Source organism: Streptomyces sp. NPDC000134 (assembly GCF_042899225.1).
Taxonomy (GTDB): domain Bacteria; phylum Actinomycetota; class Actinomycetes; order Streptomycetales; family Streptomycetaceae; genus Streptomyces.
Genome location: NZ_JBIAZN010000004.1, coordinates 1 through 25,056 on the forward strand (window position 1 = coordinate 1; position 25,056 = coordinate 25,056).

The 25,056-nt window shown below is 71.8% G+C and carries 25 protein-coding genes; 10 read left to right on the top strand and 15 right to left on the bottom strand.

The window, feature by feature from the left end; all coding sequences use genetic code 11:
• Nucleotides 1–341: 341 nt before the first annotated feature.
• Nucleotides 342–983, bottom strand: a complete 642-nt coding sequence (locus ACFY32_RS06925) for a DNA-3-methyladenine glycosylase (protein WP_359204998.1) — start codon at nt 981–983, stop codon at nt 342–344.
• Nucleotides 984–1,132: 149 nt separating this feature from the next.
• On the opposite strand from ACFY32_RS06925, the gene ACFY32_RS06930 reads away from it, so the two are divergent.
• The 3 genes from ACFY32_RS06930 to ACFY32_RS06940 all read left to right on the top strand — a co-directional run bounded on the left by ACFY32_RS06930 (nt 1,133) and on the right by ACFY32_RS06940 (nt 3,158).
• Complete coding sequence (locus ACFY32_RS06930) at nt 1,133–1,915, top strand: sporulation protein (protein ID WP_359205001.1); 783 nt, start codon at nt 1,133–1,135, stop codon at nt 1,913–1,915.
• Between the two features lie 50 nt (nt 1,916–1,965).
• Entirely contained in the window at nt 1,966–2,505 is a 540-nt protein-coding gene (locus ACFY32_RS06935; protein ID WP_390673613.1) for a YbhB/YbcL family Raf kinase inhibitor-like protein, read from the top strand.
• 146 nt (nt 2,506–2,651) lie between these two features.
• The gene (locus tag ACFY32_RS06940; RefSeq protein ID WP_359204717.1) at nt 2,652–3,158 is read left to right on the top strand and encodes an HNH endonuclease; all 507 of its coding nucleotides are present in this window, start codon (nt 2,652–2,654) and stop codon (nt 3,156–3,158) included.
• A gap of 87 nt (nt 3,159–3,245) precedes the next feature.
• Here ACFY32_RS06940 and ACFY32_RS06945 read toward each other — a convergent pair whose 3' ends face one another.
• The 3 genes from ACFY32_RS06945 to ACFY32_RS06955 form a co-directional block, all read right to left on the bottom strand.
• The gene (locus tag ACFY32_RS06945; protein WP_359204715.1) at nt 3,246–4,190 is read right to left on the bottom strand and encodes an SPFH domain-containing protein; all 945 of its coding nucleotides are present in this window, start codon (nt 4,188–4,190) and stop codon (nt 3,246–3,248) included.
• Nucleotides 4,191–4,340: 150 nt separating this feature from the next.
• Nucleotides 4,341–4,772 carry an NfeD family protein gene (locus tag ACFY32_RS06950; protein ID WP_359204712.1) on the bottom strand — a complete coding sequence of 144 codons (432 nt, stop codon included), beginning with the start codon at nt 4,770–4,772 and terminating at the stop codon, nt 4,341–4,343.
• A gap of 55 nt (nt 4,773–4,827) precedes the next feature.
• Nucleotides 4,828–5,625: an ABC transporter ATP-binding protein gene (locus tag ACFY32_RS06955; protein WP_359204709.1), complete on the bottom strand. Its 798-nt coding sequence runs from the start codon at nt 5,623–5,625 to the stop codon at nt 4,828–4,830.
• Between the two features lie 151 nt (nt 5,626–5,776).
• Between ACFY32_RS06955 and ACFY32_RS06960 the strand changes: the two genes are divergently transcribed.
• Nucleotides 5,777–6,556: a hypothetical protein gene (locus ACFY32_RS06960; RefSeq protein ID WP_390673614.1), complete on the top strand. Its 780-nt coding sequence runs from the start codon at nt 5,777–5,779 to the stop codon at nt 6,554–6,556.
• A 225-nt stretch (nt 6,557–6,781) separates the two neighbouring features.
• Here the strand turns inward: ACFY32_RS06960 and ACFY32_RS06965 are convergent, their stop codons facing one another.
• From ACFY32_RS06965 to ACFY32_RS06975, 3 genes are all read right to left on the bottom strand, one after another.
• A complete protein-coding gene (locus ACFY32_RS06965; protein WP_359204703.1) occupies nt 6,782–7,027 on the bottom strand; it encodes a chaplin in 246 nt (81 codons plus the stop codon).
• A gap of 112 nt (nt 7,028–7,139) precedes the next feature.
• The gene (locus ACFY32_RS06970) at nt 7,140–7,796 is read right to left on the bottom strand and encodes a response regulator transcription factor (RefSeq protein WP_359204700.1); all 657 of its coding nucleotides are present in this window, start codon (nt 7,794–7,796) and stop codon (nt 7,140–7,142) included.
• Nucleotides 7,789–8,934, bottom strand: a complete 1,146-nt coding sequence (locus ACFY32_RS06975; RefSeq protein WP_390673615.1) for a GAF domain-containing sensor histidine kinase — start codon at nt 8,932–8,934, stop codon at nt 7,789–7,791. Before ACFY32_RS06975 ends, ACFY32_RS06970 begins: the two co-directional genes overlap by 8 nt.
• 791 nt (nt 8,935–9,725) lie before the next feature.
• On the opposite strand from ACFY32_RS06975, the gene ACFY32_RS06980 reads away from it, so the two are divergent.
• On the top strand, nt 9,726–10,457 hold the full coding sequence (locus ACFY32_RS06980) for a transglycosylase SLT domain-containing protein (RefSeq protein ID WP_390673616.1): 732 nt from the start codon (nt 9,726–9,728) through the stop codon (nt 10,455–10,457).
• 92 nt (nt 10,458–10,549) lie between these two features.
• On the opposite strand, the gene ACFY32_RS06985 is transcribed toward ACFY32_RS06980, so the two are convergent.
• Nucleotides 10,550–13,111, bottom strand: coding sequence for an FHA domain-containing protein (locus ACFY32_RS06985; protein ID WP_390673617.1), 2,562 nt, complete (start codon nt 13,109–13,111; stop codon nt 10,550–10,552).
• A 540-nt stretch (nt 13,112–13,651) separates the two neighbouring features.
• On the opposite strand from ACFY32_RS06985, the gene serB reads away from it, so the two are divergent.
• A complete protein-coding gene (gene serB, locus ACFY32_RS06990; RefSeq protein ID WP_359204688.1) occupies nt 13,652–14,869 on the top strand; it encodes a phosphoserine phosphatase SerB in 1,218 nt (405 codons plus the stop codon).
• Nucleotides 14,870–15,021: 152 nt separating this feature from the next.
• On the opposite strand, the gene ACFY32_RS06995 is transcribed toward serB, so the two are convergent.
• From ACFY32_RS06995 to ACFY32_RS07010, 4 genes are all read right to left on the bottom strand, one after another.
• Nucleotides 15,022–15,540: a SixA phosphatase family protein gene (locus tag ACFY32_RS06995; RefSeq protein WP_390673618.1), complete on the bottom strand. Its 519-nt coding sequence runs from the start codon at nt 15,538–15,540 to the stop codon at nt 15,022–15,024.
• 294 nt (nt 15,541–15,834) lie between these two features.
• Nucleotides 15,835–16,041, bottom strand: coding sequence for a hypothetical protein (locus ACFY32_RS07000; RefSeq protein WP_359200495.1), 207 nt, complete (start codon nt 16,039–16,041; stop codon nt 15,835–15,837).
• Between the two features lie 225 nt (nt 16,042–16,266).
• On the bottom strand, nt 16,267–16,383 hold the full coding sequence (locus tag ACFY32_RS07005) for an SGM_5486 family transporter-associated protein (RefSeq protein ID WP_097262240.1): 117 nt from the start codon (nt 16,381–16,383) through the stop codon (nt 16,267–16,269).
• Nucleotides 16,384–16,417: 34 nt separating this feature from the next.
• Entirely contained in the window at nt 16,418–17,755 is a 1,338-nt protein-coding gene (locus ACFY32_RS07010) for a CynX/NimT family MFS transporter (protein ID WP_390673619.1), read from the bottom strand.
• Nucleotides 17,756–17,825: 70 nt separating this feature from the next.
• Here ACFY32_RS07010 and ACFY32_RS07015 point away from each other — a divergent pair, with 70 nt between their 5' ends.
• On the top strand, nt 17,826–18,524 hold the full coding sequence (locus ACFY32_RS07015; RefSeq protein ID WP_359200500.1) for a FadR/GntR family transcriptional regulator: 699 nt from the start codon (nt 17,826–17,828) through the stop codon (nt 18,522–18,524).
• Here ACFY32_RS07015 and ACFY32_RS07020 read toward each other — a convergent pair.
• The 3 genes from ACFY32_RS07020 to fabG form a co-directional block, all read right to left on the bottom strand.
• The gene (locus ACFY32_RS07020; RefSeq protein ID WP_390673620.1) at nt 18,496–18,846 is read right to left on the bottom strand and encodes a hypothetical protein; all 351 of its coding nucleotides are present in this window, start codon (nt 18,844–18,846) and stop codon (nt 18,496–18,498) included. The genes ACFY32_RS07015 and ACFY32_RS07020 overlap by 29 nt on opposite strands.
• A 196-nt stretch (nt 18,847–19,042) precedes the next feature.
• The gene (gene fabI, locus ACFY32_RS07025; protein WP_359200504.1) at nt 19,043–19,810 is read right to left on the bottom strand and encodes an enoyl-ACP reductase FabI; all 768 of its coding nucleotides are present in this window, start codon (nt 19,808–19,810) and stop codon (nt 19,043–19,045) included.
• Between the two features lie 5 nt (nt 19,811–19,815).
• Nucleotides 19,816–20,520: a 3-oxoacyl-[acyl-carrier-protein] reductase gene (fabG, locus tag ACFY32_RS07030; protein ID WP_359200506.1), complete on the bottom strand. Its 705-nt coding sequence runs from the start codon at nt 20,518–20,520 to the stop codon at nt 19,816–19,818.
• A gap of 256 nt (nt 20,521–20,776) precedes the next feature.
• Here fabG and ACFY32_RS07035 point away from each other — a divergent pair, with 256 nt between their 5' ends.
• The 3 genes from ACFY32_RS07035 to tyrS are packed head-to-tail and all read left to right on the top strand — an operon-like array spanning nt 20,777 to nt 25,013.
• Nucleotides 20,777–22,300, top strand: coding sequence for a TldD/PmbA family protein (locus tag ACFY32_RS07035; RefSeq protein WP_359200508.1), 1,524 nt, complete (start codon nt 20,777–20,779; stop codon nt 22,298–22,300).
• Nucleotides 22,297–23,700 (top strand): metallopeptidase TldD-related protein, encoded by a 1,404-nt coding sequence (locus ACFY32_RS07040; protein WP_359200510.1) that lies wholly within the window; start codon nt 22,297–22,299, stop codon nt 23,698–23,700. Before ACFY32_RS07035 ends, ACFY32_RS07040 begins: the two co-directional genes overlap by 4 nt.
• A 44-nt stretch (nt 23,701–23,744) precedes the next feature.
• Entirely contained in the window at nt 23,745–25,013 is a 1,269-nt protein-coding gene (gene tyrS, locus ACFY32_RS07045; RefSeq protein WP_359200512.1) for a tyrosine--tRNA ligase, read from the top strand.
• The last annotated feature ends 43 nt before the right edge of the window (nt 25,014–25,056 follow it).

The window sequence follows — 25,056 nt, forward strand, 5'->3', positions numbered from 1 at the left end:
TTGTACTCACCCGAGAGACTCTCTCAGGCTTTCCTCCGGGCGCTTCCCTTCGGTCTTGCGTTTCCGACTCTATCAGATCCTTTTCCGATCCGATTCCCTGTCGGCGGGATTGCCGTGAGGCTTTGGGCTTTCGCCCGGCGGCCTTTCGACATTCACTACGTTAGCCGATTCCCCGACCGATTCATAATCGGGCTTCCGCGGCTCGAATTCAGGCATGCGAGCACGCCGAATTCATCCCCGCTGAGGGGAAGTCGTAGGTAGTGGGTGGCCGCTCCGGCTGCAGGCGAATGCCGTACCCGGTTCAGCGGCTCGGGCCACGTTACGCGGCGCGCAACCCCGCGTCAACTTCGGCGTCGCCTGGGCACATGGGCCCGGTACGGGCTGACCGTCGGGTCGTCCGCGATCCAGTAGCGCCAGGGGTGGACGCCTCCCTCACCGGCCACGCCGGTGCGTGGGCCGTTCCGTACCTGCTCAGGAGGGACGGGTGTGCCGGTCAGGATGCGCAACGGGGTGTCGCCCGGGGCGCAGGCGTCGGTGCCGTTGAGAACTCGGTCCACGCCGAGGGCGGTGGCCAGGCGGGCGGGACCTTTGGCGAGTTCCTTGTCGTTTCGGGCCGAGAGTCGACGGGTGCGGGCCAGCTCGGCGCCCTCGACGATCTCGCCGGCCCGCAGCAGGACGGCGCTCGACCGACCCTCGGGTCCGCAGACCAGGTTCATGCAGAACCACATGCCGTACGTGAAGTAGACGTACACGTGTCCGGGCGGACCGAACATCACGTCGTTGCGGGGCGTCCGCCCGCGGTAGGCGTGGGAGCCGGGATCGTTCTGGCCGTCGTACGCCTCGACCTCCGTCAGGCGGAGGGCGATCGGGCCGTCCGGGGTGTCACGGACGAGGACGCGGCCGAGGAGGTCGGGTGCCACCTCCAGGACGGGCCGGTCGAAGAACTCCCTTGGCAGGGGCGTACGGTCGGGGCTCGCGATCATGCCGTCCGAGCGTAACGCAGTGGCGCCTCGGGCGGGGGTGGTCGGGGGCGGGCCACTTGCCAGGGTGAAGGGCGCGGAACCGGCCACGGCCGTATCGCGTTCGTAGAGGTCAAGGGTTCGGACCCGTCAAGCCTGGGAGAGGGAGACACATGGCGTTCAAGAAGCTGCTCGCGAGTCTGGGAGCCGGCGGGGCCTCGGTGGAGACGGTGCTGCACGAGGACAACGTCGTGCCGGGCGGTGTCGTCCAGGGCGAGGTGCGGATTCAGGGCGGGTCCGTCAACCAGCAGATCGAGGGGCTGTCCGTCGGGCTCCAGGCCAAGGTCGAGGTGGAGAGCGGCGACCAGGAGTACAAGCAGGACATCGAGTTCACGAAGGTCCGCCTGGGGGGTGCCTTCGAGCTTCAGGCGGGCGCGGTGCACGCGGTGCCGTTCGGGCTGGAGATCCCCTGGGAGACGCCGGTCACGACGATCGACGGGCAGCCACTGCGCGGGATGCACATCGGTGTGACCACCGAGCTGGCGATCGCGCGGGCCGTGGACTCCGGTGACCTGGACCCGGTCAGCGTGCACCCGCTGCCGGCGCAGAAGGCGATCCTGGACGCGTTCATCCAGCTCGGCTTCCGGTTCAAGAGCGCGGACATGGAGCGCGGGGTCATCCGGGGTACGCGGCAGAAGCTGCCGTTCTACCAGGAGATCGAGTTCTTCCCGCCGCAGCAGTACCGGGGGCTGAACCAGGTCGAGCTGAGCTTCGTCGCCGATGAGCGGGCGATGGACGTGGTGCTGGAGATGGACAAGCGGCCCGGCCTGTTCAGCGAGGGCAGTGACACCTTCCGGTCGTTCACGGTCGGGCTGAACGACTACCAGGGGACCGACTGGGCGGCGTACCTCAACCAGTGGCTGTCCGAGGTCGGCAGCAAGCGGAACTGGTTCTAGGCTCGGTTTCGACTGCACGTATCGATCAGTACCGACCAGGAGGTACCGAGGTGACCGAGCTCAAGCGGCGGCCGCTCCCCCATGACTTCCACCCGCCCGTGCCGGCCTTCACCGTGACGAGCGAGGGCGTCCGGGAAGGGGAGCCGCTCCAGGACGCCCAGGTCTACGCGGCGGGCAACACCTCGCCGCATCTGCGGTGGGAGGGCTTCCCGCCGGAGACCAAGAGCTTCGCGGTGACCTGCTACGACCCGGACGCGCCGACCGGCAGCGGGTTCTGGCACTGGGTGGTGTTCGACATCCCGGCCTCGGTGACCGAGCTGCCGGCGGGGGCGGGCAGCGGCACGTTCGCGGGGCTGCCGGAGGGCGCCGTCCAGGTGCGCAACGACTACGGCACCAAGGACTTCGGCGGGGCCGCGCCGCCCGCCGGGGACGGCCCGCACCGGTACGTGTTCACGGTGTACGCCGTGGACCAGGAGAAGCTGGGCCCGGACGCGGCGGCGACCCCCGCGTTCGTCGGCTTCAACCTCCGGTTCCACACCATCGCCCGCGCCCAGTTGATCGGTGAGTACGAGGTGCCCGCCGAAGACTGACGTTCATGCAACGTTTGCCCGCCCCCGGTCTTGGAAGTGATCAGGGGCGGGCACTTTTTATTTCGTTGTCCATCCCGGCGTGCCCGGCCAGAGTTGATCCAAGCCCGCCAGGGAGTGGGCCGGTGTGCACGGGAGGTGGGCTGGTCATGCGGGACACGCTGGTGCTGAACGCGAGCTTCGAGCCGTTGTCGACGGTGACACTGAACCGAGCCGTCGTTCTGGTGCTCCAGGACAAGGCCGTCGTCGAGCAGGCCCATCCCGAACTGCGCATGCGCGGAGCCGCGGTGGACATACCCGCGCCCCGGGTGATCAGGCTCTGTCAGTACGTACGGGTGCCGTTCCGAAGACGCGCCCCGTGGTCGCGGCGGGGGGTGCTGGTGCGGGACCGGCACCGGTGCGCGTACTGCGGGCGGCGGGCGACGACCGTGGACCACGTGGTGCCGCGGTCGCAGGGCGGGCAGGACACGTGGCTGAACACGGTGGCGTCCTGCGCGGAGGACAACCACCGCAAGGCGAACCGGACGCCGGAGCAGGCGGGGATGCCGCTGCTGCGGGAGCCGTTCGAGCCGACTCCCGCCGACGCGATGCTGCTGGCGCTGGGCCGGGAGGACTTCGCCGCGCTGCCGGAGTGGTTGGCTCTGGACGCGGCGTGACCTCTTCACCGTAAGGGCTCGGCCGGTGCTTCGGGCGCGGGTTCGTCGTGGCTTGTCGCGCCGCTCCCCGCGCCCCTTGGCGTCGCCTCAGTCTATGGACGGCTTCTCGCGGCGTTCCTGGGCGGGGACGGTGCCGGCGCCCGGGGTGCCGGGGGTGCCGCCGCCGAAGTTGCCGAAGGCGCCGGAGAGGCCCTTGAGGGCGTCGCCGATCTCGCTGGGGACGATCCAGAGCTTGTTGGCGTCGCCCTCGGCGATCTTCGGGAGCATCTGGAGGTACTGGTAGGAGAGCAGCTTCTGGTCCGGGTCGCCGGCGTGGATGGACTCGAAGACCGTACGGATGGCCTGGGCCTCGCCCTCGGCGCGCAGGGCGGCGGCCTTGGCCTCGCCCTCGGCGCGCAGGATCTGGGACTGCTTCTCGCCCTCGGCGCGCAGGATCTCGGACTGCCGTACACCCTCCGCCTGGAGGATCGCGGCGCGCTTGTCGCGGTCGGCGCGCATCTGCTTCTCCATCGAGTCCTGGATGGAGGTGGGCGGCTCGATCGCCTTCAGCTCGACGCGGTTGACGCGGATGCCCCACTTGCCGGTGGCCTCGTCGAGGACGCCGCGCAGCGCCGCGTTGATCTCCTCGCGGGAGGTCAGGGTGCGCTCCAGGTCCATGCCACCGATGATGTTGCGCAGGGTGGTGACGGTGAGCTGCTCGATGGCCTGGATGTAGCTGGCGACCTCGTAGGTCGCGGCGCGAGCGTCGGTGACCTGGTAGTAGATGACCGTGTCGATGTTGACGACCAGGTTGTCCTGGGTGATGACCGGCTGCGGCGGGAACGGGACGACCTGTTCCCGGAGGTCGATCCGGTTGCGGATGGTGTCGATGAACGGGACGACGATGTTGAGGCCCGCGTTGAGTGTCCGCGTGTAGCGGCCGAAGCGCTCGACGATGGCGGCGCTGGCCTGCGGGATGACCTGGATCGTCTTGATCAGGGCGATGAAGACCAACACCACCAGGATGATCAAGACGATGATGACCGGCTGCATGGTCGTTCCCCGTACCCTTCTCCGCCTCGGCGCTCTCGGCAGATCCCTTGATCGGTGCACATTGTACGGCTGTTGAGGATCTTGCTGGTCGAGTCTGACAGACCGTCGCCTGTCGTGGGGCGTCTTCTCCCCACTCATGTGGTGCGGGGGTCAGATGATGATCGCCGTGGCGCCCTCGATGTCCACGACGTCCACTTCCTGGCCGGGTTCGTAGGCGCGGCCGTTGTCGAGGGCGCGGGCCGACCAGATCTCCCCGGCGAGTTTGATCCGGCCTCCCGAGCCGTCCACGCGTTCGAGGACGACGGCCTGTCTGCCCTTCAACGCCTCGACGCCCGTGACGAGTTCGGGGCGTTGGCTGCGGTGCCGGGCGGCGATCGGGCGGACGACGGCGATGAGGGCGACCGAGACGATGACGAAGGCGAGGACCTGGACGACGACGTCGGCACCGAACCCGGAGACGACCGCGGCGGCGACGGCCCCCACGGCGAACATCCCGAACTCGGGCATCGCGGTCACGACGAGAGGGATTCCGAGTGCTGCCGCGGCGACGAGCCACCACACCCATGCGTCGATGTCGTTCACATGGTCATGGTAGGACCGCGCATCGCCGTGGGGACAGGGCGCGAAGCGGGGCGGGTCAGGACAGCGGCAGGCCGTGCGCGGTCCAGCGCTCGCCGACCTGCTCGACCACGAGCGGCAGTCCGAAGCAGAGGGAGAGGTTGCGGGAGGTGAGTTCCAGCTCCAGCGGGCCGGCCGCGAGGACCTTGCCCTGACGGATCATCAGGACGTGGGTGAAGCCGGGGGCGATCTCCTCGACATGGTGGGTCACCATGATCATGGAGGGGGCGATCGGGTCGCGGGCGAGGCGGCCGAGGCGGCGTACGAGGTCCTCCCGGCCGCCGAGGTCGAGGCCGGCGGCGGGCTCGTCGAGGAGCAGCAGCTCGGGGTCGCTCATCAGGGCGCGGGCGATGAGGGTGCGCTTGCGCTCGCCCTCGGAGAGGGTGCCGAACCTGCGGTCCAGGTACTCGGACATGCCGAGGCGGTCGAGGAAGGCGCGGGCGCGCAGCTCGTCGATCTCCTCGTAGTCCTCCCGCCAGCTCGCGGTCATGCCGTACGCGGCGGTGAGCACGGTCTGCAGCACGGTCTGGCGCTTGGGGAGCTTGTCGGCCATGGCGATGCCGGCCATGCCGATGCGGGGGCGCAGTTCGAAGACGTCGGTGCCGGGCCTGCCGAGGGTCTCGCCGAGGATGGTGGCTGTGCCGGAGCTGGGGTAGAGGTAGCTGGAGGCGACGTTGAGGAGGGTGGTCTTGCCGGCGCCGTTGGGGCCGAGGATCACCCAGCGCTCACCCTCCTTGACCGACCAGGAGACCTGGTCCACGAGAGCCCGGCCCTCGCGGACCACGGATACGTCCTGAAGCTCCAGAACATCGCTCATGAGCGCGTTGTCTCCCCTTGCAGTGTGGCCGGTCTCGGCTGTCGCGTACGCCTGTGGCTCGGTCCGCCGCGCCGGTGGGCGCAGCCCTTCAGGAAATCTACGCCACCGGTCGGCTTCACCATTCCATCGGTCCGGTCCTTAGGGTGGGAGCATGCTCACGGAACCACGTGCAGGGCGCCTGGCCGCCTGGGGAAATGCCTTGCTTGCCGGACTTGTCTCTCCGGATGAGGCGGTGCTGGCGATCGTCGGCGAGGACGCGGTGCACCGGGTGGCGGGGCTGCCCGGCGAGTCGGCGCCGGTCGGTCTGACGCTGGCGCTGGGCAGGCTGCGGGGGCTGGGGGCGACCGGGCTGCGGGTGGCGCTGCCGGCGCCGGGGCATCCGCTGGGGCTGAGCGGTCCGCCGGAGTTCAACGCGCGGGCGCTGGACGCCGAGGAGGCGGTGATCTGTCACGGGGCGGCGCTGGGGCTGGTGCCGGAGGTGTACGAGGCCGGGCCCGAGGGCGATGTGCATGTCGAGGTGGTCTGGCACTGTCTGCCGGTGCGGGAGGCGCCGCCGGCGGACGTGCCCTCGCTCGGGGAGGCGGAGCGGGAGCTGGCGGAGGCGCTGCGGGAGGCGACGGAGGTGCTGACGAAGCTGGACGTGGCCGGGTCGGGGCCGGTGGCGGAGGCGGCGGTCGCGGCGTACCGGGCGCGGGCGGAGGCGGGGCGCGAGGTGCTGGCGCCGGGGTATCCGCCGCGGGCGGTGCGGGTGCTGGAGCTGGCGCAGCGGGTGGGGATGCTGGTGTCGCTGGCGTACGGGAACGGGCACGGGGGTGCGGTGAGCGCGTCCGAGATGGCGGCGCGGTCCCAGGCGCTGCGGCCGGTGGAGCGGACGGCTCGGCGGGCGCAGGTGGCGGCGTACAACTCGGCGGTGGAGGAACGTGGGCGGTGACGTCCCACTTGGTCACGTCCACTTGATTACGGGGCGTGTGGGGCGTTTCTCGGGGCGTGAGGTGTCTCGGTGCCGGGGGTGGGGTGCGCGGCCCGGCGTCGGCGGGGTGCCGTCCGCGCCCACCCGTGCCGCCCCGCGGCACGACTGCCCCCCGGGATGCGGCGCGGCTGCCCGCGGGCGGCGGGTGGGGTGGGTGGCGTGTGCGCGCCCGCGGGTGGGGGTCCGTCAGTGGTTGATGCCGAGGTTGCCGAAGGCCGGGTTCAGGACGCCGATGACGTCGACGCTGTTGCCGACGATGTTGACCGGGATGTGGAGCGGGGCCTGGACGACATTGCCGGAAAGGGCGCCCGGGGAGCCGATGGCCTCGCCGTGGGCGGCGGCGCCGTCGGTGGCGGAGGCCAGGCCGGACCCGGCGGCGACCAGACCGCCGGCCACCATCGTCACGGCCGCTGCCTTCTTCAGGTGCTTCACGTACAACCCCTCCTTGTGGTCACCGCGGCGGGCGCCGCGGTACGCACTGGAGAACGGCCGTGCCCGCCGCAGGGTGCGCCATCCGGGGGACATTCCCACGACGGTATGAATCTCAGCCCGGAGCGGAACCCTCCGTGTTGCCGTGGCGTACGGCCCACAGCGCGGCCTGGGTGCGGTCGGCGAGGTCGAGTTTCATGAGGATGTTGGAGACGTGGGTCTTCACCGTCTTCTCGGAGAGGACCAGGGCGCGGGCGATCTCCCGGTTGGAGCGGCCGTCCGCTATCAGTGCCAGCACCTCGCGCTCCCGCTCGGTGAGGGTGCCCGCCCGGCCCTGCCCGGTGCCGGGCCCCTCGGCGGAGAGCAGCGCGCCGGCGACCTCGGGCTGGAGCAGGATGTGCCCGGCGTGCACGGAGCGGATGGCGCCGGCGAGGGCGTCGGGGTCGACGTCCTTGTATACGTACCCGGCGGCGCCCGCGCGCAGGGCCGGGACCACCGTGCGCTGCTCGGTGAAGCTGGTGACGACCAGGACGCGCGCCGGGTGGTCGAGTTCGCGGAGCCGGCGCAGGGCCTCGACGCCGTCCATGCCCGGCATCTTGACGTCCATCAGGATCACGTCGGGGGTCAGCTCGCGCGCTCGGGCGACTCCTTCGGCGCCGTCGGCGGCCTCGCCCACGACCTCGATGTCGTCCTGGACCTCCAGGAAGGTGCGCAGGCCGCGGCGGACCACCTGGTGGTCGTCGACGAGCAGCACCCTGATTGCGTCAGCCACCGGGGACCTCCATCTCGATCACGGTGCCCTCGCCGGGCGCCGACTGCACGGTCAGGCCGCCGCCGACGCCGCTCGCCCGGTCCCGCATGGAGACCAGGCCGAGGTGGCGTCCGGCGCGGCGCACCAGACGAGGGTCGAAGCCGATGCCGTCATCACCGATCCGCAGGACGGCGCCGGAGCCGCGCCGCTCCAGGGTGACGGCGACGAGCTTCGCGCCGGAGTGCCGCAGGGCGTTGTGCAGGGCCTCCTGGGCGACCCGCAGCAGGGCTTCCTCCTGGGCGGCGGGCAGCGCCCTGACGCCGTGGGCGGTGAAGGTCACTCGGGCGCAGTGGGCGCGGTCGAGGACCTGCACCTGGGTGCGGAGGGTGGCGACGAGGCCGTCCTCGTCGAGCGCGGCGGGGCGCAGCTCCACCACGGCGGCGCGCAGTTCGTCGGCGGCCTCGGCGGCCAGGGCGGCGACCTGCTGGAGTTCGCCCTTGGCACGGGCGGGGTCGCGGTCGACGAGGCGGGCGGCGGCCTGGGCGGTGAGGCGCAGCGAGAACAGCTTCTGGCTGACGGCGTCGTGCAGCTCGTGGGCGAGGCGGGAGCGCTCCTCGGCGATGGTCAGTTCGCGGCTGCGCTCGTACAGGCGGGCGTTGGTGAGGGCGATCGCGGCGTGCTGGGCGAGGATGCCGAGGAGTTCCTCGTCGTCCTCGGTGAAGCCGCAGCCGCCGTCGGGCTTGGGGCAGTCCTTGTTGGCCAGGTACAGCGCGCCGATGACCTCGTCGCCGTCGCGGATGGGCAGGCCGAGGAAGTCGGCCAGCTCGGGGTGGGCGGTGGGCCAGCCCTCGAAGCGGGGGTCCCGGCGGACGTCGGCCAGGCGCTGGGGGCCGGGCTCGTGGAGCATCGCGGCGAGGATGCCGTGCTGGCGGGGCAGCGGGCCGATGGCCTTCCACTGCTCCTCGCTGACGCCGTCGACGACGAACTGGGCGAAGCCGCCGTGGTCGTCGGGGACGCCGAGGGCCGCGTACTGGGCGCCGAGCAGCTCTCTGGCGGAGGCGACGATCGTCTTCAGGACGTCGCGCACCTCCAGGTGCCTGCTCATGGCCAGCAGCGCGGTGCTCACCGCGGCGAGGCCGGTCCGGGGGCCGTGACTCATGCCCTCACGGTACCGGCGGGGTACGACGGCGCGGATCGGCCCGTCGGCGGCCGGGGCCTGGGCCGTGGGACCTAGGACCCGTCCCGTCGGCCCGGAGCGCAGGGACGGGGCCACGCACCTGTCGGCACAGGTGCCGGTGGAGCAGCGGGGTCGGCGGTCGAGCTGGCAGAACCGGACGGGTGGGGCACCACGCGCGGGCGCGCGTGCGGGCACGCGCGGAAACAGGGGTACGGCTGCCCGGGAGTCTGCGGCTGCTGCCGGAGGAACCGCCGACCCCGCGGGGTGAGCGCCTGTGGGGGGCCAGGGTGTGGGCGACGCCGGAGGCACGGCGCGCGGGAGAAGGGGCACGGCAGGACGGACGCCGGGAGGGAACGCCCGCCGCCGACGGGTGCGGGCCCGGTGGGCCGCTGTCCGTGGCGCGGGTCGGAGACGCGCTCTCCTCCTCCCCGCCAGACACTCACCCTGCGCATTGCGGCAGCAACGGAAGGTGAGAACGGCACCCGGCCCATGTGAGCCCCCGCATAGGGCGCAGGTCACGTACGAAGGGGAGTAGGAGAGCGACTCGTCCCTTTTGAGCGGGGCAGACGGCCCAGTCTGCCCCGTTTTGCCGGACCCTGATCCACTACCCGGGATCGTACGTCACACCTTTGCCTGGCGATTTTGCGCCCGCTAACAATGGCTTCGTCGCTCAGCGCCGTGGATATCCCTTCCACGGTGTTTGTGCCGGAAGCACCAACTGTCCCCGCCGGACGAGAGCGACCTCCGCGCTATTCGAAGAGGTCTATCCCGCCATGCCCAAGAACATCCTCACCCGTGGTCATAGTCGTTCCCTGACCCGCACCCACAAGATCGCGATCGCCGGTGTCGGCACCCTGGGCGCCGCCGCCCTCGCGATCTCCGCAGTGCCCGCCAGCGGCCAGACGACCACCACGAGCGAGGCCGCTCCGGCGGCCCAGGTGGCGTACAGCTCGCAGCCGATCAAGGACGTCAAGGCGTCCGTGACCGACCAGCTCGCCGGTACGAGCGAGAAGGTCGCCTCCATCGAGGCGAAGAAGCAGGCGGTCGCCGAGACCGCGCAGCAGAAGACCGCCGCGGCCAAGGAGCAGGCCGCCGCCAAGGCCGCCAAGGAGCGCGCCGCCGAGCAGGCCGCCAGCCGGTCCGCCGCGCGCACCCAGACCAAGCAGGTCGCCGCCAAGAGCTACCCGGACAACCTGCACGGCTGGATCACCGAGGCCCTGGACATCATGGACGCCAAGGGCATCCCGGGCTCCTACCACGGCCTGCACAAGAACATCATGCGCGAGTCCTCGGGCAACCCGAAGGCCATCAACGACTGGGACATCAACGCCATCAACGGCATCCCGTCCAAGGGCCTGCTCCAGGTGATCCCGCCGACCTTCAAGGCGTACCACGTGGCCGGCACGTCCTGGAACATCTACGACCCGGTCGCCAACATCACCGCCGCCGCCAACTACGCGGCCGACAAGTACGGCACGATCGACAACGTCAACAGCGCGTACTGAGGTCGGCGCGGACCTCTTCCCGTACACGCACGCACGCCGAAGGGCGGCACCCTCCTCGCGGGGTGCCGCCCTTCGGGGGCGTACGGGGTCGGTCACTTGCGCATGACCTCGGGCTCGTGGCGGCGCAGGAAGCGGGCCACGAAGAAGCCGCAGACCGCGCCGAGGGCGATCAGGGCGGCCATGTCCATGCTCCAGGCGCCGACGGTGTGCTCCCACAGCGGGTCGGTGCCGCCGCCCTCCTCCGGCGGACTGATCCTGTTGAAGTCGAGCGTGGCGCCCGCGGCGCCGACCGCCCAGCGCGACGGCATCAGATACGAGAACTGGTCGACGCCGGCCGTGCCGCCCAGCGCGAAGAGGCAGCCGGTGAAGACCACCTGGATGATCGCGAACATCACCAGCAGCGGCATGGTCTTCTCGGCGGTCTTCACCAGCGACGAGATGATCAGGCCGAACATCATCGAGGTGAAGCCCAGGGCCATGATCGGCAGTGACAGCTCCACCAGGGTGAGCCTGCCGAGGATCAGGCCCTCCTCCGGGATCTCCCGGCTGGAGAAGCCGATCACGCCGACCAGCAGGCCCTGGAACACGGTGATCATGCCCAGCACGAAGACCTTGGACATCAGGTACGCCGAGCGCGACAGGCCGGTCGCGCGCTCCCGCTCGTAGATCACCCGTTCCTTGATCAGCTCGCGGACGGAGTTGGCGGCGCCGGCGAAGCAGGCGCCGACCGCGAGGATCAGCAGGACGGTGGTGGCGGTGCCGTTCGGGACGATCCGGCCGGTGGCCGGGTGGGCCGGGTTGGGCAGCAGGCCCTTGTCCGGGTGGATGAGCAGGCTCACCGCGCCGAGCACCGCGGGCAGGACCACCATCAGGGCGAGGAAGCCCTTGTCGGAGACGATCACCGAGGTGTAGCGGCGCACCAGGGTGGTGAACTGCGACAGCCAGCCCTGCGGCTTCGGCGGTCTCATCGCCTGCATGGGCGGCATCTGCACGGCCTGCGGGGCGACGGCGTCGATGTCCGCGGCGTACATCTGGTAGTGCTGCGAGCCTTTCCAGCGACCGGCCCAGTCGTAGTCGCGGTAGTTCTCGAAGGCGGAGAAGACGTCGGCCCAGGTGTCGTAGCCGAAGAAGTTCAGCGCCTCCTCGGGCGGGCCGAAGTAGGCGACCGAGCCGCCCGGCGCCATGACCAGGAGTTTGTCGCAGATCGCCAGTTCCGCCACGGAGTGGGTGACGACCAGGACGGTGCGGCCGTCGTCGGCGAGGCCGCGCAGCAACTGCATGACATCGCGGTCCATGCCCGGGTCGAGGCCGCTGGTCGGCTCGTCCAGGAAGATCAGCGACGGCTTGGTCAGCAGCTCCAGGGCGACCGAGACGCGCTTGCGCTGGCCGCCGGAGAGCGAGGTGACCTTCTTCTCCTTGTGGATGTCGAGCTTCAGCTCGCGCAGCACCTCGTCGATCCGCGCCTCGCGCTCGGCGCCGGTGGTGTCGGCGGGGAAGCGGAGCTTGGCCGCGTACTTGAGGGCCTTCTTGACGGTCAGCTCCTTGTGCAGGATGTCGTCCTGCGGGACCAGACCGATGCGCTGGCGCAGCTCGGCGAACTGCTTGTAGAGGTTCCGGTTGTCGTAGAGCACCTCGCCCTGGTCGGCGGGGCGGTAACCGGTGAGCGCCTTGAGCAGGGTGGACTTTCCGGAGCCGGACGGGCCGATGACCGCGATCAGCGACTTCTCGGGTACGCCGAAGGAGACGTCCTTCAGGATCTGCTTGCCGCCGTCGACCGTGACGGTCAGATGGCGGGCGGAGAAGGACACCTCGCCGGTGTCGACGAACTCCTCCAGGCGGTCGCCGACGATCCGGAACGTCGAGTGGCCGACGCCCACGATGTCGGCGGGGCCGAGGAGTCGGGAGCCGCCCTTGGGTATCGGCTGGCCGTTGACGTACGTGCCGTTGTGCGAGCCGAGGTCGCGGATCTCCATGCGGCCGTCGGGCGTGGCGTGGAACTCGGCGTGGTTGCGGGAGACCTGGAGGTCGGAGACGACCAGGTCGTTCTCCAGGGCGCGGCCGATGCGCATCACGCGGCCGAGCGAGAACTGGTGGAACGTGGTCGGGCTGCGGTCGCCGTACACCGGCGGCGCCCCCGCCGCGCCGCCGGTGACCTGCTGCCGCGGGAACTGCGGGGCGGCGGCCTGCTGCGGCGCGGTGCCCTGCGGGTAGTGCGGCTGGGGTTGCGACTGTGGCTGGGGTTGCGGCTGCGCTTGTGGTTGCGACTGCGCTTGTGGTTGCGACTGCGCTTGTGGTTGCGGCTGCGGCTTTTGCCAGTCGGCCTGCTGCTGTGCCGGGGCCTGTGGCGTGGTCACGGCGGCGGCCGCGGCGGAGAGGTTCAGCAGCGGGCCGTCGGTCGCGTTGCCCAGGTGCACGGCCGACCCGGGGCTCAGCTCCGCCTGCTGGACGCGCTGCCCCCGCACGAACGTGCCGTTGGTGCTGCCGTGGTCCTCCAGGACCCAACCGCCGCCGTGGAACGCGATCGTGGCGTGCCGCCAGGAGACCCTGGCGTCCTCGAACACGATGTCCCCCTGCGGATCGCGCCCCAGCGCGTAGGACCTGGAAGGCTCCAGTGTCCAGGTACGTCCGTTTGATTCCAGTACGAGTTCCGGCACTCCATGCCCCACTGAGTTGTCCCCCGATGTGCCCCCGGCGCGGGGAGTCAAGGGATGTCGAACATCGGGGGGAACTATTTCAGGCTCGACCCCCTGACCGAAAGTCGGGCCTTGTGAAGACTGGGCCGGGCTCCAACCGTCGTTCCCGCCGGCGGGGTTGAAACCCGCCCCGGGGCCGGCGCCCCACGCGAGGGGGACGTGTGCGGAGGGCGGCCCGAGGCTGCCGCAGGCGGGCGCCGCGCTGTTCGCGATCACCTCTGTGAGCTGGGCTTTGACCGAGGTGGCGGGGACGGCGGCGCTCGGGCCGCAGATGCTCCGGGCGGACGCGGCGGGCTCGCCGGGGCCGGTGACCGCGGCGGTCGCGGACCTCGGGGCGGAGGGTTCGGTCCCGCCGTCCGGCGATGTGCCGGTATTCGGCCCGGAGGGCGCGAAGGCGAGTACGGCCATCGAGATCGCGCCACCCGGCGCGGACCGGGGCCGTGTCCGCCAGGCGGACCGCGGGCGCGCGAGGCACTCGGTGCCGGATACCGTGGGAGCACCATGAGCGCTTCGCAGACCTCTGACGTCCCCACCCTTCTCGTCAAGATCTTCGGCAAGGACCGGCCGGGCATCACGGCGGGTCTCTTCGACACTCTCGCCGCCTACTCCCTCGACGTGGTCGACATCGAGCAGGTCGTCACCCGTGGCCGGATGGTGCTGTGCGCGCTCGTGACCGCGCCGCCCCAGGGCCAGGAGGGCGACGTGCGGGCGACCGTCCACAGTTGGGCGGAGTCGATGAAGATGCAGGCCGAGATCATCTCCGGGCTCGGCGACAACCGGCCGCGCGGGCTCGGCCGCTCCCTGGTCACCGTGCTCGGCCATCCGCTCACCGCGGAGGCGACGGCGGCGATCACCGCCCGGATCACCAAGGCCGGCGGCAACATCGACCGGATCTTCCGGCTGGCGAAGTACCCGGTGACGGCGGTGGAGTTCGCGGTGTCCGGGGTGGAGACCGAGCCGCTGCGCACCGCGCTGGTGACGGACGCGGGGGCCCTCGGCGTCGATGTCGCGGTGGTCGCCGCCGGGCTGCACCGCCGGGCGCAGCGGCTGGTCGTGATGGACGTGGACTCCACGGTCATCCAGGACGAGGTGATCGAGCTGTTCGCGGCGCACGCCGGCTGCGAGGCGGAGGTCGCCGAGGTGACGGCGGCGGCGATGCGCGGGGAGCTGGACTTCGAGCAGTCGCTGCACGCACGCGTGGCGCTGCTGGAGGGGCTGGACGCCTCGGTGGTGGACAAGGTGCGCAGCGAGGTGCGGCTGACGCCGGGCGCCCGGACCCTGATCCGTACGCTGAAGCGGCTCGGCTACCAGGTGGGGGTCGTCTCGGGCGGCTTCACCCAGGTCACCGATGATCTGAAGGAGCGGCTGGGCCTGGACTTCGCGCAGGCCAACACGCTGGAGATCGTCGACGGCAAGCTGACCGGCCGGGTCACCGGGGAGATCGTGGACCGGGCGGGCAAGGCGCGGCTGCTGCGCCGGTTCGCGGCGGAGGCGGGCGTACCGCTGTCGCAGACGGTGGCGATCGGGGACGGCGCCAACGACCTGGACATGCTGAACGCGGCCGGTCTGGGCGTCGCCTTCAACGCCAAGCCCATAGTGCGGCAGGCCGCGCACGCCGCGGTGAACGTGCCGTTCCTGGACACCGTCCTGTATCTGCTGGGGATCACCCGCGAGGAGGTCGAGGCGGCCGACACCGTCGACGAACGGCTCGACGGGTAGCGCTGAGCGGGTCCAGTACGTCTTCCTCGGTACGACCCGGTACCACCCGGTACGACCCGGTGCGGCTGGTACGACCCGGTGCCGCCGGTACGGCCAATACGGCGAGAGGGCCCGGGGGACGCCCCCCGGGCCCTCTCGCGCGGGCAGGGTCGTCAGTCGCTGGGTGCCCAGTAGTCCTGGAGGGTGGCCACGCCGGGCTCCACGGCCTTCCAGTCACCGGTGAAGGACAGGACGGCGAAGGCGGCGGCCGGGAAGCCGCGGCCGGCCATCCGCTCGCGGACGTCTCCGTCGGCGGCGCCGGCCAGGACTTCGGCGAGACCCTGCACGCCCGGGTTGTGGCCGATCAGCACGACCTCGCGGACATCGTCCGGGGTCTCGTTGAGCACGGCGATCAGCTCGCCCGGGGACGCCTCGTAGATCCGCTCCTCATAGACGGTTTTCGGCCGGTGCGAGAACTCCTGGACGGCGAGCTTCCAGGTCTCCCGGGTCCGGACGGCCGTGGAGCACAGGGCCAGGTCGATGGAGAGGCCGCTGTCGGCCAGGCGGCGTCCGGCCTCGGCAGCGTCCATGCGGCCCCGCTCGGCCAGCGGCCGCTCATGGTCGGGCACCTCTGGCCAGTCGGCTTTCGCATGCCGGAAGAGAACAATCCTGCGGGGTTCTGCGACGCTCATAAAGCCCAGCTTCGCACGAAACAGGCCATCGGGCGCAGGGAGTTGACACGCGGCTTCGCGCCCGGGGAGGGCGGGGACCCGGCGACCGGTCCGCCGTGCGGGTGACCGCTAGGGCCTGTCGTTCGGATCAGGTCGCAGGGGATCGGCTGCACGTCGTCGCGCCGGTGAGCGGGGCTTGGTGCGTGCAGATGCAAGGCGGAGGAGGGAGTCGACGCGGAGCGTCGGCGAGTGACGACAACGCCGCAGGTGCGCGTGCCAAGCCCCGCGTCTGCGGCATGATCCGAACGACAGGTCCTAGTGCCCGAGGAAGTCGCGCAGCCGCTCCAGCAGGTGGGTGATCACGGGCTCGGCGGGGGCCGCGTGGGCGTCCGCCGGGTCGAGTATCAGCAGGAGCAGGGTGACGAAGGCCAGGGCGGGCAGGGCCACGGCCCACCAGGGCAGCCGGATGTCGACGCCGCCGCGTGAAGCCGGGTGGGGGCTGGTCTGCGTAGGAGCCGGCATGAGTGCCTCCGCGGGTCTTCGGGCGTCCCTGGTCCGTGGTCGGTGACCGCCGTCCGCCCGTCGCCGGGGGTCCTCGCGGTCACATATCGAAGGTACGGAATCCGCGGGCTCCGCCCCATCCGGTGATCCACCCACTTCACCCTGAGCCCCGCCCCCTAGGGGACGGGGGGTTAACCCCACCCCCGCTCCCCTCCCCCGCGCCCGAGGGGGCGGGGGCGCGGCGGGTCACGGGGAGGCGATGGTCGCGATGACGGCGATGATCACGAAGATCGCGAGGAACGAGCCGAAGACGAGCAGCATCTTCTTCTGGCCGTTCTGGGGGTTCGGGTCGAGGACTGGCATACGGCAAGTCTCGCACCCGCCGCCGGCGCCGGGGTCAGCGGGCCGCCGCCTCGTCCTCCACCGTGCGGTCCCGGCCCGCCAGGACGCCCACCAGCATCTGCGGCACCATCAGGGCGGCCATCAGGGCGATCGGCAGGCCCCAGCCGCCGCTGTGCTGGTAGAGCACGCCCACCAGCAGCGGGCCGGGGATGGAGATCAGGTAGCCGGTGCTCTGCGCGAACGCCGACAACTGGGCGACGCCCGAGCCGGTCCGGGCCCGCATCCCGACCATGGTGAGGGCGAGCGGGAAGGCGCAGTTGGAGACGCCGAGCAGCAGGGCCCAGGCCCAGGCGCCGCCGGCGGGGGCGAAGTACAGGCCGGCGTACCCGGCGAGACCGCAGACGCCGAGGACCAGCACGATGGGACCCTGGCTGGGCAGGCGCGTCGCCACGCGCGGGATGACGAAGGCGAGCGGTATGCCCATCGCCATGATGACGGCCAGGAGCACACCGGCGGTCCCGGCGGCCACGCCCGCGTCGCGGAAGATCTGCGCGACCCAGCCCATGGTGATGTAGGCCGCGGTGGCCTGGAGCCCGAAGAAGACGGCGAGCGCCCAGGCGGTACGGCTCCGGGTGATCCGCAGGGCGGGCCGCTCGGCCCCCGCCTCGGCACCGGCCGACGCGGAGACATCCGCACCGGCGGCCTCACGCGCGGCCCGACCCTGCCCCCGCTCGCCCTTGCGCACGAACGGCAGCCACGGCAGCACGGCCGCCGCCGCCAGTGCCGCCCACATCGTGAGGCCGGGCTGCCAGTCGCCGCCCAGCGCGTCGGTCAGCGGCACGGTCGCCGCCGCGGCGATCGACGTACCGCAGGCCAGGGCCATGGAGTACAGGCCGGTCATGGACCCCACCCGGTCGGGGAACCAGCGCTTGACGATGACCGGCATCAGGACGTTGCTGACCGCGATGCCCATCAGGGCGAGGGCGCTGGCGGCCAGGAAGCCCGGCGTGCCGCCGGCGTACGGGCGGATCAGCAGCCCGGCGGTGATGGCGGCCATCCCGGCGCACACCACCGCCCCGGCGCCGAACCGGCGGGCCAGCCGGGGGGCGGTGACGCCGAAGACGGCGAAGCAGAGCGGGGGCACGGAGGTGAGGAGCCCGGCCACGGTGCCGCTCATGCCGAGCCCGTCGCGCACCTCTTCGAGGAGGGCGCCGAGGCTGGTGATGGCGGGGCGCAGGTTCAGCGCGGCCAGCACGATGGCGACGACGAGCAGCCGCCTGCGCCACGCACGCGTGGGGGATGTCTCCGCCTCCGCGGTGTCGGGTGCCGCCGGATCGGTCACGGGCGTCGAACTCAGCGTCCGGGTTTCCTCGCTAGGCATGAGGCCCATCATAGAATCATGGGATGAATTACTGTCCACTCCCCGGTGGTCCGCCGCCGGGGCGGCCGTGCGAAGGTGAGACATGCCCCTGAGCCATCCCCGCCGCTCGGCGCTGTCCGAGCAGGTCATCACCGCGCTCCGCCAGCAGATCACCTCGGGCGAGTGGCCGGTCGGCTCCCGCATCCCGACCGAGCCCGAGCTGGTCGAACAGCTCGGGGTGGCCCGCAACACGGTCCGGGAAGCGGTCCGCGCGCTGGCGCACAACGGCCTGCTGGACATCCGCCAGGGCTCCGGCACCTACGTGGCGGCCACCAGCGAGCTGGCCGGCGTGATGCACCGCCGGTTCGCCGACGCCAACCCCCGGCACATCGCCGAGCTGCGCTCCACGCTGGAGTCGGCCGCCGCCCGGCTGGCCGCCGGGCGGCGCACCGAGAAGGACCTCAAGCAGCTCGACGCGCTGCTGGTGCGCCGCGAGGAGGCGTGGGAGTCGGGCGACACGGAGGCGTTCGTGACCGCGGACGCCACCTTCCACCTGGCCGTCGTGGCCGCCTCGCACAACGACGTGATGACGGCGATGTACGCGGATCTCGGCGAGGTGATGCGGGACTGGCTGCGCGAGGACGTCGGCGCGGAGCTGACGCCGGAGACGCACATGGACCACACGCGGCTGGTGGACGCGATCCGCGCGGGCGACGCCGGTACGGCCCAGGCGGAGGCGGCGGGCTATCCGTTCCTGTGCCGTCCGGGCCGGATCAGCGCGGCGCCGTCCGCGCGTGACTGACCCAGGCCGCGCCCACCTCCTGCCAGCAGCGCCCGGTCAGCCGTACGGTCCGGGCGGGGCCGGCCGTCACCGGGGCGCTGTCGCCGTCCAGGTCCCACCACCGCAGGCACTCGACGTGCAGTCGCAGGTGGTCGGGGTCCGGGTAGGGGTTGTGGCAGTACGCGGTCACCCGGGAGCCGGTGGTCCGGACCCGGCACGCGGCGCCGAAGGGGTCCGCCCGCGGGTCCGCGCGGACGGGGGACGACGACAGCGCCTCGTACGGGACGGCGAACACGAAGAGGACGGCGACGGTCGCTGAGGCCAGGCGGCGGTACAGGCGCACAAGGGGACCTCCTCGGCCGTGCTGGGGAGGGGGAAGCGCGAGGTGAACTCGTCTTCCAGGGTGCGGGGCCGGGGACCGCGCCGCCCGGCCCGCTGGGCCGAACGGGTGAGGCGCGTACGACGGGTGCGGCGGGTGCCCCCGGGGACGCGGGCGGGCCCGCGTCCCCCGAGGACGCGGGCCCGTGCGGCGGCGGGGGTCAGGCGCCGATGGCGTGCAGTCCGCCGTCGACGTGGATGATCTCGCCGGTGGTCTTCGGGAACCAGTCGCTCAGCAGTGCGACGACACCGCGGCCGGCCGGCTCGGGGTCCTTGAGGTCCCACTCCAGCGGGGCGCGGCTGTCCCACACCGAGGCCAGCTCGCTGAAGCCCGGGATGGACTTGGCGGCCATCGAGCCGAGCGGACCGGCCGAGATCAGGTTGGACCGCACGTTCTGCTTGCCCAGGTCACGGGCGAGGTAGCGGTTGGTGGCCTCCAGGGCGGCCTTGGCCGGGCCCATCCAGTCGTACTGCGGCCAGGCGTACTGGGCGTCGAAGGTGAGGCCGACGACGGAGCCGCCGTTCTGCATCAGCGGCAGGCAGGCCATGGTGAGCGACTTCAGGGAGAACGCCGAGACGTGCATGGCCGTGGCGACCGACTCGAACGGCGTGTTCAGGAAGTTGCCGCCGAGCGCGTCCTGCGGCGCGAAGCCGATGGAGTGCACGACGCCGTCGAGGCCGCCCAGCTCCTCGCCGACCACGTCCGCGAGGCGCCCGAGGTGCTCGTCGTCGGTGACGTCCAGCTCGATGACCTTGGTGGGCCTGGGCAGCTTCTTGGCGATGCGCTCGGTCAGCGTGGGCCGGGGGAACGCGGTGAGGATGATCTCGGCGCCCTGCTCCTGGGCCAGCCTCGCGGTGTGGAAGGCGATGGACGCCTCCGTCAGCACGCCGGTGATCAGGACGCGCTTGCCCTCGAGAATTCCGCTCATGGTGATCAGTGACCCATTCCCAGTCCGCCGTCAACAGGGATGACGGCTCCAGTGATGTACGAGGCGTCGTCCGAGGCGAGGAACCGCACCGTCGCGGCGACCTCTTCCGGCTGCGCGTACCGGCCCAGCGGCACCTGACCCACGATCTTGGCGCGCTGTTCGTCGGTGAGCACCTTGGTCATGTCGGTGTCGACGAAGCCGGGCGCGACGACGTTGAAGGTGATGTCGCGCGATCCCAGCTCACGGGCGAGGGAGCGCGCGAAGCCGACCAGACCGGCCTTGGAGGCGGCGTAGTTCGCCTGTCCCGCCGAGCCGAGCAGTCCGACGACGGACGAGATCAGCACGACGCGGCCCTTCTTGGCCCGCAGCATCCCGCGGGTGGAGCGCTTGACGACGCGGAAGGTGCCGGTGAGGTTGGTGTCGAGGACGGAGGTGAAGTCCTCCTCGGACATCCGCATCAGGAGCTGGTCCTTGGTCACGCCGGCGTTGGCGACGAGGACCTCGACCGGGCCGTGCGTGTCCTCGATCTCCTTGTAGGCCCGCTCCACCTGCTCGGCGTCGGTGATGTCGCACCTGACGGCCAGGAAGCCGGCCGGCGGCTCCCCCGAGCGGTATGTGACCGCGACCTTGTCGCCGGCGTCGGCGAAGGCGCGGGCGATGGCGAGGCCGATGCCCCGGTTGCCTCCGGTGACGAGAACCGAGCGGCTCAACGGATCACCCTTTCCCTAGCGGTCTGGTATCCGCCCGGACCCCCGGACGACGGGCGGTGACAGCAGGCGGCTTCCTCGAAAACCTATCGGTCCCCGCTTCCGCGCGGAGAATCGGGCACCCACAGTGGCTTACGGGCGGCGCTGTCGGGTCCCTACAGAAAGATCCCCTCCGACGTGGAAACGTATGGTCCCGGTGGCCGCGGACGCGACATGATGCGCCGCAGCCCCCCGCTCACGCCGACAGGAAGAGACACAGGTGCCTCATAGCATCGACGACAGCTTCACGGCCCTCCCGCTGCGCCCCCTCGCCGACGCCGCCCTGGCACGTGCGCGTGCGCTCGGGGCCGAGCACGCCGACTTCCGGCTGGAGCGGGTCCGCAGCGCATCCTGGCAGCTCAGGGACGCCCGGCCCGCCGGCTCCTCGGACACCACCGACCTCGGGTACGCGGTGCGGGTGGTGCACGGCGGGAGCTGGGGGTTCGCGTCCGGCGTGGACCTGACCCAGGACGCCGCCGCGAGGGTCGCCTCGCAGGCGGTGGCGATGGCGAAGCTGTCCGCGCGAGTGATCGAGGCCGCCGGGTCCGACGAGCGCGTCGAGCTGGCCGACGAGCCCGTGCACGCCGACCGGACGTGGGTCTCGTCGTACGAGATCGACCCGTTCACCGTGCCCGACGCGGAGAAGTCGGGGCTGCTGGCCGAGTGGAGCGCGCGGCTGCTGGCGGCGCGCGGGGTCGATCACGTGGACGCCTCGCTGCTCACGGTGCACGAGAACAAGTTCTACGCGGACACCGCGGGGACGGTGACCACGCAGCAGCGGGTGCGGCTGCATCCGGCGCTGACCGCGGTGTCGGTGGACGACTCCAGCGGCGAGTTCGACTCGATGCGGACCCTGGCGCCGCCCGCCGGGCGCGGCTGGGAGTACCTGACCGGGACCGGCTGGGACTGGGACGCGGAACTGTGTGAGATACCGGAGCTGCTGGCCGAGAAGATGCGGGCGCCGAGCGTGGCGGCGGGGCTGTACGACCTGGTGGTCGACCCCTCCAACCTGTGGCTGACCATCCACGAGTCCATCGGGCACGCCACCGAGCTGGACCGCGCGCTGGGCTACGAGGCCGCCTACGCCGGCACCTCCTTCGCCACCTTCGACCGGCTCGGCACGCTCCGCTACGGCTCGGAGCTGATGAACGTCACCGGCGACCGCACCGCCGAGCACGGCCTGGCGACCATCGGGTACGACGACGAGGGCGTCGCGGCGCAGTCCTGGGACCTGGTGAGGGACGGCACGCTGGTCGGCTACCAGCTCGACCGGCGGATCGCCCGGCTCACCGGGTTCGAGCGGTCCAACGGCTGCGCGTACGCCGACTCCCCCGGCCATGTGCCGGTGCAGCGGATGGCCAACGTCTCGCTGCGGCCGGACCCCGCCGGGCTGTCGACGGAGGACCTGATCGGCGGCGTGGAGCGGGGCATCTACGTGGTCGGGGACCGGTCCTGGTCGATCGACATGCAGCGCTACAACTTCCAGTTCACCGGGCAGCGGTTCTTCCGGATCGAGAACGGGAGGCTGGCCGGGCAGGTGCGGGACGTGGCCTACCAGGCGACGACCACCGACTTCTGGGGCTCCATGGCGGCCGTCGGCGGCCCGGGGACGTACGTCCTGGGCGGGGCCTTCAACTGCGGCAAGGCGCAGCCCGGACAGGTCGCTGCGGTGTCGCACGGCTGCCCGTCCGCCCTGTTCAGGGGCGTCAGCATTCTCAACACCACCCAGGAGGCCGGTCGATGAGCGCCCGCACGTCCCGTACGAGCAAGCCGCACGAGATCGTCGAGCGGGCGCTGGAGCTGTCCCGGGCGGACGGCTGCGTGGTCATCGCCGACGAGGAGTCCACCGCCAACCTGCGCTGGGCGGGCAACGCGCTGACCACGAACGGCGTCACGCGCGGGCGCACGCTCACGGTCGTCGCGACGGTCGACGGCAAGGAGGGCACCGCCTCCGGGGTCGTGTCCCGGTCCGCGGTGACCCTGGAGGAACTGGAGCCCCTGGTGCGGGCCGCCGAGGCCGCCGCGCGGGGCGCGGAACCGGCCGAGGACGCGCAGCCGCTGGTCACCGGGGTGCCCGAGGCACCCGACTTCACGGAAGCGCCGGCCGAGACCTCGTCGGCCGTGTTCGCCGGCTTCGCGCCGGCCCTCGGGGAGGCGTTCGCCCGCGCCCGTGCGGGCGGCCGTGAGCTGTACGGGTTCGCCAACCACGAGGTGGTGTCGACCTACCTGGGCACGTCGACGGGGCTGCGGCTGCGCTGCGACCTGCCGACGGGGACGCTGGAGCTGAACGCCAAGTCGCCCGACCGCACGCGGTCGGCGTGGGCCGGGCGCACCACGCGGGACTTCACGGACGTGGACCCGGCGGCGCTCGACGCCGAGCTGGCCGTGCGGCTGGGGTGGGCCGAGCGGCGGGTGGAGCTGCCGGCCGGCCGGTACGAGACGCTGCTGCCGCCGACCGCGGTCGCGGACCTGCTGATCTACCAGTACTGGTCGGCGTCGGGCCGGGACGCGGCCGAGGGGCGGACGGTGTTCTCCCGGCCGGGCGGCGGCACGCGCGTGGGCGACCGGCTCAGCGAGCTGCCGCTGACCCTGCGCAGCGACCCGGCCGAGCCCGGCCTGGAGACCGCGCCGTTCGTGATCGCGCACTCCTCCGGCGACGACCGGTCGGTGTTCGACAACGGGCTGCCGGCCGGGGCGACGGAGTGGGTCCGCGCGGGCGAGCTGAACCGGCTGACGACCACCCGGCACAGCGCCGCCCTGACCGGGCTGCCGGTGGCCCCGCCGGTCGGCAACCTCGTCCTGGAGGGCGGCGGCGACCGCTCGCTGGCGGAGATGGTCGCGGCCACCGAGCGAGGGCTGCTGCTGACCTGCCTGTGGTACATCCGCGAGGTCGACCCGGCGACGCTGCTGCTGACCGGCCTGACCCGGGACGGCGTCTACCTCGTCGAGAACGGCGAGGTGACCGGCGAGGTGAACAACTTCCGGTTCAACGAGTCGCCGGTCGGCCTGCTGGGCCGGGCCACCGAGGCCGGGCGCACCGAGCGGACGCTGCCCAGGGAGTGGGGCGACTGGTTCACCCGGGCCGCGATGCCCCCGCTGCGGGTGCCGGATTTCCATATGAGCTCCGTCAGCCAGGGCGTATAACCTCGTACGCGAACCCGAGAACCACCCGAGGAGACACGAGAGACGTGACGGACATCGTCGACGAGCTGAAGTGGCGCGGGCTGTTCGCCCAGTCCACTGACGAGGACGCTTTGCGCAAGGCGCTCGCGGACGGTCCCGTCACGTTCTATTGCGGCTTCGACCCGACCGCGCCGTCGCTGCACGTCGGCCATCTGGTGCAGGTGCTCACGCTGCGCCGGCTCCAGCGGGCCGGGCACCGGCCGCTGGCGCTGGTCGGCGGGGCCACCGGCCAGATCGGCGACCCGCGCCCGACCGCGGAGCGCACGCTGAACGCGCCGGAGACGGTGGCGGGCTGGGTCGAGAAGCTGCGCCGCCAGATCGAGCCGTTCCTCTCCTTCGAGGGGGAGAACGCGGCCACGATGGTCAACAACCTCGACTGGACCGCGGGCCTGTCCGCGATCGAGTTCCTGCGGGACGTCGGCAAGCACTTCCGGGTCAACAAGATGCTGACCAAGGACTCCGTCGCCCGGCGCCTGGAGTCCTCCGAGGGCATCAGCTACACGGAGTTCAGCTACCAGTTGCTCCAGGCGCTGGACTTCCTCCAGCTCTACCGGCGCTACGGCTGCGTGCTCCAGCAGGGCGGCAGCGACCAGTGGGGCAACCTCACGGCGGGCCTGGACCTGATCCACCGCCTGGAGCCGGACGCGACCGTGCACGCCTACGCCACGCCGCTGATGACCAAGGCGGACGGCACCAAGTTCGGCAAGACCGAGGGCGGCGCGGTCTGGCTCGACCCGGAGCTGACCACGCCGTACGCGTTCTACCAGTTCTGGCTGAACGTGGACGACCGGGACATCTCCGGCTACCTGCGGATTCTGTCCTTCAGGTCCCGCGAGGAGCTGGAGGAGCTGGAGCGGCAGACCGCGGAGCGTCCGCAGGCGCGGGCCGCGCAGCGCGCGCTGGCCGAGGAGCTGACCACACTGGTGCACGGCGCCGACCAGACGGCGGCGGTGATCGCCGCGTCCAGGGCCCTCTTCGGCCAGGGCGACCTGGCGGGGCTGGACGAGCGGACGCTGGCGGCGGCGCTGTCCGAGGTGCCGCACGTCCAGGTCGCCGGGCCGGTCCCGGTGGTGGACCTGTTCGCCGAGGTCGGCCTGGTCGCCAGCAAGTCGGCCGCGCGCCGCACGGTCAAGGAGGGCGGCGCCTACGTGAACAACGTCAAGGTCACCGCCGAGGACGCGGTCCCGGCCGCCGAGGACCTGCTGCACGGCCGCTGGCTGGTGCTGCGCCGCGGCAAGAAGAACCTGGCCGCGGTGGAGGTCACCGGCGCCTGACCGGTCCGCGCGGCACCAGGGGCGGCTCCCGTTCGCGGGGCCG

Excerpts from the sequence above, each read along its gene's own strand:
- fabI (WP_359200504.1), bottom strand. The coding sequence starts at position 19,810 with ATGAGCGGAATTCTCGAGGGCAAGCGCGTCCTGATCACCGGCGTGCTG.
- ACFY32_RS06940 (WP_359204717.1), top strand. The coding sequence starts at position 2,652 with ATGCGGGACACGCTGGTGCTGAACGCGAGCTTCGAGCCGTTGTCGACG.
- ACFY32_RS06925 (WP_359204998.1), bottom strand. The coding sequence starts at position 983 with ATGATCGCGAGCCCCGACCGTACGCCCCTGCCAAGGGAGTTCTTCGAC.
- ACFY32_RS06975 (WP_390673615.1), bottom strand. The coding sequence starts at position 8,934 with ATGAGTCACGGCCCCCGGACCGGCCTCGCCGCGGTGAGCACCGCGCTG.
- ACFY32_RS06960 (WP_390673614.1), top strand. The coding sequence starts at position 5,777 with ATGCTCACGGAACCACGTGCAGGGCGCCTGGCCGCCTGGGGAAATGCC.
- ACFY32_RS06930 (WP_359205001.1), top strand. The coding sequence starts at position 1,133 with ATGGCGTTCAAGAAGCTGCTCGCGAGTCTGGGAGCCGGCGGGGCCTCG.
- serB (WP_359204688.1), top strand. The coding sequence starts at position 13,652 with ATGAGCGCTTCGCAGACCTCTGACGTCCCCACCCTTCTCGTCAAGATC.
- ACFY32_RS07005 (WP_097262240.1), bottom strand. The coding sequence starts at position 16,383 with ATGCCAGTCCTCGACCCGAACCCCCAGAACGGCCAGAAGAAGATGCTG.
- ACFY32_RS06980 (WP_390673616.1), top strand. The coding sequence starts at position 9,726 with ATGCCCAAGAACATCCTCACCCGTGGTCATAGTCGTTCCCTGACCCGC.
- ACFY32_RS06995 (WP_390673618.1), bottom strand. The coding sequence starts at position 15,540 with ATGAGCGTCGCAGAACCCCGCAGGATTGTTCTCTTCCGGCATGCGAAA.
- ACFY32_RS06955 (WP_359204709.1), bottom strand. The coding sequence starts at position 5,625 with ATGAGCGATGTTCTGGAGCTTCAGGACGTATCCGTGGTCCGCGAGGGC.
- ACFY32_RS06945 (WP_359204715.1), bottom strand. The coding sequence starts at position 4,190 with ATGCAGCCGGTCATCATCGTCTTGATCATCCTGGTGGTGTTGGTCTTC.
- ACFY32_RS07010 (WP_390673619.1), bottom strand. The coding sequence starts at position 17,755 with ATGATGGGCCTCATGCCTAGCGAGGAAACCCGGACGCTGAGTTCGACG.
- ACFY32_RS07015 (WP_359200500.1), top strand. The coding sequence starts at position 17,826 with ATGCCCCTGAGCCATCCCCGCCGCTCGGCGCTGTCCGAGCAGGTCATC.
- ACFY32_RS07000 (WP_359200495.1), bottom strand. The coding sequence starts at position 16,041 with ATGCCGGCTCCTACGCAGACCAGCCCCCACCCGGCTTCACGCGGCGGC.
- ACFY32_RS07040 (WP_359200510.1), top strand. The coding sequence starts at position 22,297 with ATGAGCGCCCGCACGTCCCGTACGAGCAAGCCGCACGAGATCGTCGAG.